General features: G+C 44.8%; 7 protein-coding genes. 2 read left to right on the top strand and 5 right to left on the bottom strand.

Going from position 1 to position 9146, the window contains the following annotated elements; all coding sequences use genetic code 11:
• The first annotated feature begins 847 nt into the window (after window positions 1–847).
• A complete protein-coding gene (locus ETF27_RS08515) occupies window positions 848–1696 on the top strand; it encodes a DnaJ domain-containing protein (protein ID WP_130829569.1) in 849 nt (282 codons plus the stop codon).
• Between the two features lie 64 nt (window positions 1697–1760).
• On the opposite strand, the gene ETF27_RS08510 is transcribed toward ETF27_RS08515, so the two are convergent.
• From ETF27_RS08510 to ETF27_RS08500, 3 genes are all read right to left on the bottom strand, one after another.
• Window positions 1761–2975, bottom strand: coding sequence for a uracil-xanthine permease family protein (locus ETF27_RS08510; RefSeq protein ID WP_130829570.1), 1215 nt, complete (start codon window positions 2973–2975; stop codon window positions 1761–1763).
• Between the two features lie 86 nt (window positions 2976–3061).
• Window positions 3062–4072, bottom strand: coding sequence for an iron ABC transporter permease (locus tag ETF27_RS08505; RefSeq protein WP_130829571.1), 1011 nt, complete (start codon window positions 4070–4072; stop codon window positions 3062–3064).
• Between the two features lie 17 nt (window positions 4073–4089).
• The gene (locus ETF27_RS08500) at window positions 4090–5208 is read right to left on the bottom strand and encodes an ABC transporter substrate-binding protein (RefSeq protein WP_130829572.1); all 1119 of its coding nucleotides are present in this window, start codon (window positions 5206–5208) and stop codon (window positions 4090–4092) included.
• A 126-nt stretch (window positions 5209–5334) separates the two neighbouring features.
• On the opposite strand from ETF27_RS08500, the gene ETF27_RS08495 reads away from it, so the two are divergent.
• Window positions 5335–6801 (top strand): SLC13 family permease, encoded by a 1467-nt coding sequence (locus tag ETF27_RS08495; RefSeq protein ID WP_147785715.1) that lies wholly within the window; start codon window positions 5335–5337, stop codon window positions 6799–6801.
• Window positions 6802–7490: 689 nt separating this feature from the next.
• Here ETF27_RS08495 and ETF27_RS08485 read toward each other — a convergent pair.
• Window positions 7491–8552 carry a relaxase/mobilization nuclease domain-containing protein gene (locus ETF27_RS08485; protein WP_008449737.1) on the bottom strand — a complete coding sequence of 354 codons (1062 nt, stop codon included), beginning with the start codon at window positions 8550–8552 and terminating at the stop codon, window positions 7491–7493.
• Window positions 8536–8967: a plasmid mobilization protein gene (locus ETF27_RS08480; protein ID WP_008449726.1), complete on the bottom strand. Its 432-nt coding sequence runs from the start codon at window positions 8965–8967 to the stop codon at window positions 8536–8538. The genes ETF27_RS08485 and ETF27_RS08480 overlap by 17 nt, the downstream gene beginning before the upstream one ends.
• Window positions 8968–9146: the final 179 nt, after the last annotated feature.

The raw sequence follows: 9146 nt of genomic DNA, 5'->3' as shown, positions 1-9146 counted from the left end.
TTTTATAGGACAGTACCAAATAAACATCAAATAATCCTTCTTTATCCCAAATCAATCGTTAGGATTTCTCGGTGTCGTGTGGCAGCGAGAAGCTCTTTATTCTTTCCCAATGGTGTCCTAAATGATTTTGTAGAAACCTCGCGCAGGGTCGTATCAAGTCATGATACTTGACACATTTTGTTCCAATTCCGGATAGCACCAATCCCCTTATGTCTCCAATTCGTATTCAGATGATGTCAAGCAGACGCTTGATAGTGCACATTCGCCTCAACTATCAACATGAAATTATATTACAAAAGCCACGTCCAAAACACGTCTCATAACCTATTGATAATCAAGATGATATTAATTGCGATCTAAAAGCTTAGCTTTTGCACTTCAATTCATGACCTTTTACATTGCAAAAGCTTACCTTTTGGAGTGCAAAAGGTAAGCTTTGGATGGATGAATGAAGAAAATTTAGGACATTGTTGAACTTTTCTCATATCGGGGGGAAGGAATTTTCGCGTTTTCAACGATCCGGTCAAATAAAGAATATGTTTGTCGTTTGTCTTGCCCGGACAGGCAGGTATTGACATGAGTTCATTGCGTATGGTTTTTAGTTGGTAAATTGCTGAATAACAAACATCTATAATTAAATATTTCTATTGGCTGTCATTAGAAGAAAGAACTAAAGTGGTTGCTAATAATCGATTTGGGTTTATTCTGTCTGTTGAAAAAAAATACCGATATGAGTAAAGACTTTCCAAAATTTGGCATTATCTTTGTGTATTGATAGGATATAAAATCTGATAAAGGTCTGAAAAAGAAGGTTCAGACACTCTGATAAAACAAAATAAAAGCAAAGATGGCACTTGGAAAATGGATTGGGGGAGCACTTGGATGGATACTGGGTGGTGGTAGTATTTTGGGAGCAATAGCCGGGTACTGCATTGGGAGTATGCTGGATGACTCAATGGCGGTTGGCAAAGAGTCCAAAGATGGCTTCTTCGATTCCGAAAACAATTCAGCTCAATGCGGAGGGAAACGATACCAAGGAAATCCTTTTGGGAAGCGTCCTTTCGAGGAGCAACGAAATTCTTTCCTCTTCTCCATGTTGGTTCTTTCTTCTTACATCATCAAGGCGGACGGAATGGTAATGCATTCGGAAATGGAGTTCGTGCGCAGGTTTCTTCGCGATAACTTCGGATCACAAGCCGTGGCGCAAGGCGAGGACATTCTCTTGAAACTCTTTGAGATGCAGAAACAACAAGGTGAGCCACAATTTAAGGAAACCATTCGCAAGAGTTGTATGGAAATCTCTTTCCATATGAATATCTCCCAGCGACTGCAGCTTCTCAATTATCTCGTTATCATAGCCAAAGTGGATGGTGAGGTGAGTTCAAAGGAAATCTTCGCGCTCAAAGAGGTGGCTGGCTATCTCGGGCTGACAGCTCAAGATGTGGAATCAATGCTGAACATGGATGCCGGTTCTCGTCCGACCAACAATAGAAACATAGAAAAAGCTTATAAAATATTAGGCATATCTCCCTCAGCCACTGACGATGAAGTAAAAGCCGCTTACAGAAAGATGGCATTGAAACATCATCCCGACCGCGTTTCCGCTTTGGGGGATGACATTCGCAAGGCTGCGGAAAAGAAATTTCAGGAAATCAACGAGGCAAAGGAACAGATTTACAAAGTCAGGGGCTTGTAGGGTGGAGGATGAAGGGCAACAACCTCATCCCCCCACCCTATAACGAAAACTTAAGCGACAGCTCTTATTGGTGTTTTACCTCCTCTTTCTCCCGGGGTAAGATAAGATTGAGGAGTACGCCGACTATTGCCGATAAGCCAATGCCACTCATAGCGAAATCGCCCCATCCGATAATCGCACCTCCTATGCCTAACGTGAGAGTAACAGAGATGATGATAGTGTTTCGCGTTTGACTCAAATCCACTTTGTTTCGGATAAGGTTTTGAATTCCCACCGAAGCGATGGTGCCAAAAAGTAACAGCATGATGCCACCCAATACTGCCGCCGGAATGCTCTGCAGCAAAGCACTTAGTTTACCAATAACGGAAAATATGATAGCGGTCATTGCCGAAATGCGTATTACCTTTGGGTCGGTTACCTTCGTGATACTCATCGCTCCTGTTACTTCGCTATAAGTGGTAACAGGTGGACCTCCGAAGAAACTCGCCGCCAGACAAGCCAAGCCATCGCCTAACATGGTGCGATGTAATCCCGGATCGCTCACAAAGTCTTTTTCAGCCACAGCTCCCACAACATAAACATCGCCAATGTGCTCTATTACGGGAGCGATGGCAACCGGTATCATGAAAAAGAATGGTTTCCACGCAAATTGTGGCAAATGAAAATCAGACAGAGCCGATGGAAGGGCTATCCATGGTGCCGCTGTTACACTCGAGAAATCCACCTCGCCCATACATACGGCAACGATGTAGCCTACCGCAATGCCACAGACTACAGGGACAAGCTTTATTAGTCCTTTGCCCAACGTCAGCACCGTGACGGCAACAGCAAGGGAGATGCCGGCCAACATCCAATTGGTCTTTGCCATATCCACTGCTGAACTCGACAACGAAAGTCCAATCAGGATAATGACCGGACCAATGACGACAGGCGGAAAGATGCGATTCAGATATTTCCTTCCCTGCCATTTTATCAGTGCCGACATCAGGAAATAAACCAACGCCACGCCCATGATGCCTGCCAAAGTCCCAGGCATTCCCCATTGCTTCGAGGCGGCAATGATGGGAGCGATGAAAGCAAATGATGAGCCAAGAAAAATGGGTACTTTCCCTTTCGTTACCAAATGAAATATGAAGGTACCGATACCTGCCGTAAACAAAGCAGTGGCGGGATCGAGTCCTACCAATAACGGTACGAGGACAGTGGCACCGAAAGCCACGAAGAGAAACTGTACACCTATTACCGTTCGACGAAATGATGATAAATTCTTTGTTTCCATTCTCAATGAATATTATAAAACCAATGCCACGAAGCACCGGTTTGGGATAAGATTAATATGATTTATACAATATGATTTCATAGAGATTATCTGCCCTTCATTAAAACATAAATGATGACCGGAGCACCAATCAAAGGCGTTACGGCATTAAGTGGAATGATGCCACCATCTCCGGGCAGATAGCAAATAAGGTTGCACAACAAAGCCGTCAGCGATCCGCAAAGAATGGTTGAGGGCAACAACAGCCGGTGGTTCTCCGTGGTAAACAAAAGCCGGGCAATGTGTGGTACGGCAAGCCCGATAAAGGCTATCGGACCACAAAAGGCAGTGGTAATGGCAGATAAAAGTCCCGTAACCACAAGCAGATAGTTGCGCACCCGACGAGTGTTAATGCCTAAGCTTTCAGCGTATTGAGGTCCTAAAAGCAATGCATTCAAGGGCTTGATGAGAAGCAACGCGCACAAAATGCCGAAGGAAACCACTGAAACGAATAATGGGATGTGATCGGAAGAAACTCCGCCGAAATTGCCCAGTCCCCATATCATGTAGCTCTTCACACCTTCTGCCGTGGCAAAGAAGTTCAACAACGACACAATAGAAGACGATACATACCCCACCATGATACCTATGATGAGCAGTAACACGCTGTTCTTTACCATTATGGAAAAGAAAAAGATGAGTGCGGTTACTGCCATTGCACCCACAAAGGCAGCTAACAATATTGCAAGGAAACCGGAAACAGAGAAAAGTGCGGTGGAAACGTTGCCTCCGAGCAGCAGCATCACCAATGCCACGCCTAAACCGGCTCCGGAATTAATGCCGAACACATCGGGACCTGCCAACGGATTGCGAAAAGCTGTCTGCAACATCAAGCCACTCACGGCTAATGCCCCGCCACAGAAAACGGCGGTCAGAGTTTGAGGAAGTCGGTTTTCCATAACGATGTATCGCCAACTTTCCTTTCCATCGAAACGTCCGAGAAGAATATTGAGCACATCGCCAACAGGAATCTTCACCGAGCCAATGCACAAATTTAACATAAAGAGAACCGCCATGCCCAGTATCAGCACACCTCCTATGCGATAACCTTTTGTCATCCTGAAGCCATTTTTCGTTACAACGTACGGTAATATCTCAGTTTTCCTTCATAAAGATCGGGATGGAAGAGTTGCAAAAGATCGTTCAGCAACCAATCAGGACGCCAACTCACTTCCTCGAAATAGGGTATCTTATCCACCGCACATCCATATATGTGCCCTGTGCGGAAAGGTTTTAATGCGGCGTAACCTTGATATTCTGACAATAGCTGCTTTTTGTTCAATGTTCCCATATAAGTAAGAATCCAGAAGTCGCTCTCCCCCATCTTGTCCAAGATTGTTTCAAAAGGTAAGGCAAGGCTGCCACTATGTGTATCTTTCGCGAAAGCATACTTACCGTTGGCATCTTTATAGAGCAAGCCCACACTACTTGCACCCCCGGGCACATACCATACGGAACCCGTCTTCCTGTCGGGCAGCACGGAAAGGGTTTGTTTTGCCTTCTTTGCCTTAGTCTTTAACGCGAGATAACCTTTCTCCACTTCTGAAAATAAGGAGTCGGCAACGCCTTCGCAACCGAAGAGCAATCCGTAGAATTTCATCCATTCGGCACGTCCGAGTGCGGAAGTCTCCATATAGTCGGCACATTCTATGATGGGTATCTTCAGTTCGTCAAGTTGTCCGTAACCACCACTGTTCTCAAATGGCGAAAGTAGCAACGCATCGGGTTTCAAGTCGATGATTTTCTCTATATCAGGCTTCATACCATCACCGCAGTTCGTTATCTCATTTGTCTTCAGACGTTTCTGAACATCGGGGATGAGCATGTACTGTGGGTCGGTAACTCCTGCTATCACCTTTTGCTTGTTCAACATCTCCATGAGATTGGCATGGGCTGTGGTGAAGAATACGCTGCGTTCCAAGGGAACATGTATCAGCGTTCCATCATCGGGAACGTCAGGATTTTCTCCTTTCTTTATTATATAATAGGTATGCAACGTCTTCCCCTTTTTCCATGGATTGCTCAAGATGACTTTTAAATAGTCGGTTTGTTGCTCCACTTTGATGTTTTGCGCATACTTAAACTCAATGGTTGTCGTGTCTTTTTCGGGCGAATCAGCCACTTTCTTCACATTGTTATTGCAAGCGCAACAAACAATGAAAACCAACAAATAGAATGAAATTTGTCTATACATAACATTAAATTTTCTGCAAAAGTACGAAAAAAGTACGATTTTTTGCTATTTTATTTTTTTTTTAGTAATTTAGCAACCATCTTTTGAGAAACAGGTAATCATCAATTAATAAAATAATTTTACACCATGTCAGAAAACAATTCAAACGAGCTCTCAAAACACGTAGAGAAAAAAAAGATTTGGGAGCTGCTCGCCATTATTGGCATCACCACCGTGGTTTGGAATTTGCCGACCACAGCATTTGGTATTAATGGTTTAACCGTAGTTCAACAACGCATCATTGCCACATTCGTATTCGCCACCTTGTCATGGCTGACTGAGTGTATACCGGCATGGGCTACATCGTTGTCGATTATTACCATCATGTGTACCACCGTTTCTCAAAACTCATTTGCGTTATTCAAAAGCGACGGTGTGGGCGAATTGCTTGATTCGGAAGAGATCATGGCTTCCTTTGCCGATCCCATAATCATGCTTTTCCTTGCCGGTTTCATTCTTGCCATTGCCGCATCGAAATCGGGACTTGATACGCTGCTCGCCAAGAACATGATACGTCCGTTCGGTAAAAAGAGTGAGAACGTACTCTTGGGTTTCCTCATGATAACCGGTCTCTTCTCCATGTTCATCTCCAACACTGCGACGGCAGCACTTATGCTTACTTTCCTCGCTCCGGTCTTTGCCGCTCTTCCCACCAACGAGAAAGGACGCGTTGCTCTTACCATGTCCATTCCCTTGGCTGCCAACCTCGGTGGAATGGGCACACCTATCGGAACGCCCCCTAACCTCATTGCGCAGAAATATCTCAATGACCCTGCCGGACTGAACATGAACATCGACTTCTTGCATTGGATGGTTTTCATGTGTCCTTTGGTTATTATCCTGCTCATCATTTGCTGGCGAATTCTCGTTAAATACTTCCCATTCACGCAAAAAACCATCCAGCTGGAGATTACCGGAGAAATACACAAAGGTTGGCGCATGTGGGTGGTTATGGCAACTTTCGTAGTTACCATTCTCCTTTGGGTCATCCCAAAGACCGTAACAAGCATTGACACCAACACCGTTTCCATGATTCCTATGGGCGTTTTCGCGGTAACGGGTGTGATTACGGCTAAAGACCTTCAGAAAATTGACTGGAGCGTTATCTGGATGGTGGCAGGAGGTTTCGCCATCGGATTGGGAATGAATGGGACCGGACTTGCAGATGCTGCAATAGAGAGTATTCCTTTCGGTAAATGGAGCCCCATTATCATCCTCATCATCTCCGGACTCATTTGCTATTTCCTCTCTAACTTTATCTCTAACACTGCCACGGCAGCACTCCTTGTGCCCATACTTGCAGTAGTTTGTAGAGGCATGGGCGATAAACTCGATGGTATTGGCGGAACAAGCACCATCATTATCGGTATTGCGATAGCTGCTTCGTCAGCCATGTGTCTGCCTATCTCCACGCCACCTAACGCCATTGCTTACTCCACCGGTCTCGTAGAGCAGAAAGATATGTTGCGAACCGGACTTACGTGTGGTCTCATTTCGCTGATTCTCGGCTATGCAGTGCTTTACTTTATTGGTCAGATACATTTCTTGAACTAATTTCAGCAGGCAATAATAATCTTTTTTGCACAAAAGGGGGCGATCTTGCACAAGCAGGTCGCTCCTTTTCGTGTCTTTCTCTCTTTTATTGCAGTAATTCCAACGCTTGCAATTTCGCTCACGTTCCTTTATCCCCAATCGGTCGTTAGGATTTCTCGGGGTCGTATGGCAGCGAGAACTTCTTTAGCCTTTCTCAATAGCGCGTCCTGAATGATTTTGTGGAAACCTCGCGCAAGGTCGTATCAAGTCATGAACACTTGACGTATTTTGTTCCAATGCCGGATAGCACCAATCCTTTCATATCTCCAATTCGTATTCAGATGATGGCAAACAGACACTTGATAGCGCACATTCGACCCGACCGGCACCACGAAATTATATTACAAAAACCACGCCCGAAACACACCCCATAACCTATTGATAATCAGTATGATATTAATTGCGATTTAAAAGCTAAGCTTTTGTATTCTAAGATAATTCTTAAAATACAACTTGTTGAAAATAAAGAAGTTACCTTGTTAGTAGAACTAAACTGGTAACGATTTAGAAACGAGCGAGTTACTTGGTTTCGCTGTTTTCTGCCTAACAAAGAACGCTTGTTATTCTGTTTGCAAAGATAATACTTTGTTACCGAATAACAAGCGTTCTTGATGAGATATTCTTCTTTCTGCATTTTGTTCAGGCGTGAGTTATAATCCTCTTCCACGTTTTTTCTTTCTGTTGGCTTGGTTCCTGAGCTTGCGCTGCCACGCTGTTTCAGCATAGTCATTGCCCTGTGTGGATGGTGTAATCAAATCGCCTAATCCTTCCACAACTTCATCGGCTGCACTAACAATGGTGTCTGCCACTGTACTAATAGGATTCTGCACTTGTGGTGTGTCATTGTCTCGTGAAATTGAGGAGCGGCTTGGAGGTACGAGTTGATAACCGGTATCAGGGCGTTCGTTCTTTTCTGTTGCCTCCTGTATTGTTTGGTGTGGTTTCCTTGGCTCTTCCCTGTTGGTTGGTTCAAAGTTTTTCTGCAGGGAACGGTAGCCGAACTCCCTGCCGATTTCGGATGCCTTGAATGATTGTCCTGCGTATGAGAACTTCAAGCCATAGACCTTGCCCTGCTTGTTCTTCATGCGCTCTATCGCGATGCCGTTCTTGTTCAACTCGTAAAGGAACATGGAATGCCCAGTAATACCCATACCTTTGTACTTGTCAAGCAGGGCATAGCAGATTTGCTGTACCTGCTGTTTTGTCTGCTCTCTTATTGGACTGGCTTTTGGCTCCTGATGCTGCTTTTTCGCCTTGACCTCCTTTGCGATGGTCAAGTGTTTCTCCCTGCTGATTTCTTCCGCCACCCTTGCTGCCCTATTGCTCACAAAAGTAGTATCATAGACCTCTCCGTACAAACTGATGCGGTTGGCAATGATGTGAATGTGTCTGTTGTCGGTATCCTTGTGCGTTACCGCCACCCATTGGTGGTTGTCAAGTCCCATTTGCTTGGCAAATAAATGGGTTATCCACATGAGTTCGGACACTGACAGCTTTTTCTCGTCCTGCGGTGCGATGCCTATTTCGATACGGAGAAACTTGTTCCTGCAACGACTGTTGTAATCGCTGACCACTTTCATTTCCTCATAGATAGCCTTTGGCTCCCTGCTGCAAAGATTGTGGAAGGCAAGTCGATAGCCAAGCTTGCCCTCTCTGAAGATATAGTCTAAAGCCGTGCTGCCGTGCGCTATCGCCTTACATTTTCCTATCATTTCTTGTTAGATTTAAGACCTTATATACCTCATCTTCCACACGAAAATGAGGGTCGTAAAACCGCTTAAATGCTTCTTTTGCACATAGTGATAGGTTCTTTGTGATGAGTACCCACCTTTCGTCCTTGACCTTGATGAGATTGGATACCTGTCCATAGAACTTTCCTGTATGATGGAGAATGGCAATGGCTTCCCTCTCATTGTCTGTCATCTTGGGAACGGCTGTTACTTCTCCGTTAAGGAGTATCTCACGGCAGTAATCTGAGAACTTCCGCCCTGCACTTTCCGCTTTTGACTTGATACGCTGCTTCTCTTCTAAGGTGCATCTTACCTTGATGAACTCCGTTTTGTTCATCCGCTGTTCTTCCTTATCCTGTTGCTGCCATCGGGCAGCTTTTCCTTTGTATCTTTTCATATTATTACTGTCCGCTAAACATAGAAATCCTCATTCCAACTCATTGAGACACAATAGTTCGGATGACAGCATGTTAGTGACAAGCCCCCTTATTCATTTTCTGTTACCTCGGGTGGCGATTCAGCCGCTGCTTCAAGCATGAGTTTCATGTCGGCATCCGGCATGTTGAAGAAATTATT

The organism is Prevotella brunnea (genome assembly GCF_008016795.1).
GTDB classification, from domain to species: domain Bacteria; phylum Bacteroidota; class Bacteroidia; order Bacteroidales; family Bacteroidaceae; genus Prevotella; species Prevotella brunnea.
Note: the sequence above shows the minus strand (reverse complement) of the source record. Positions and strands in the feature narration are given on the sequence as shown.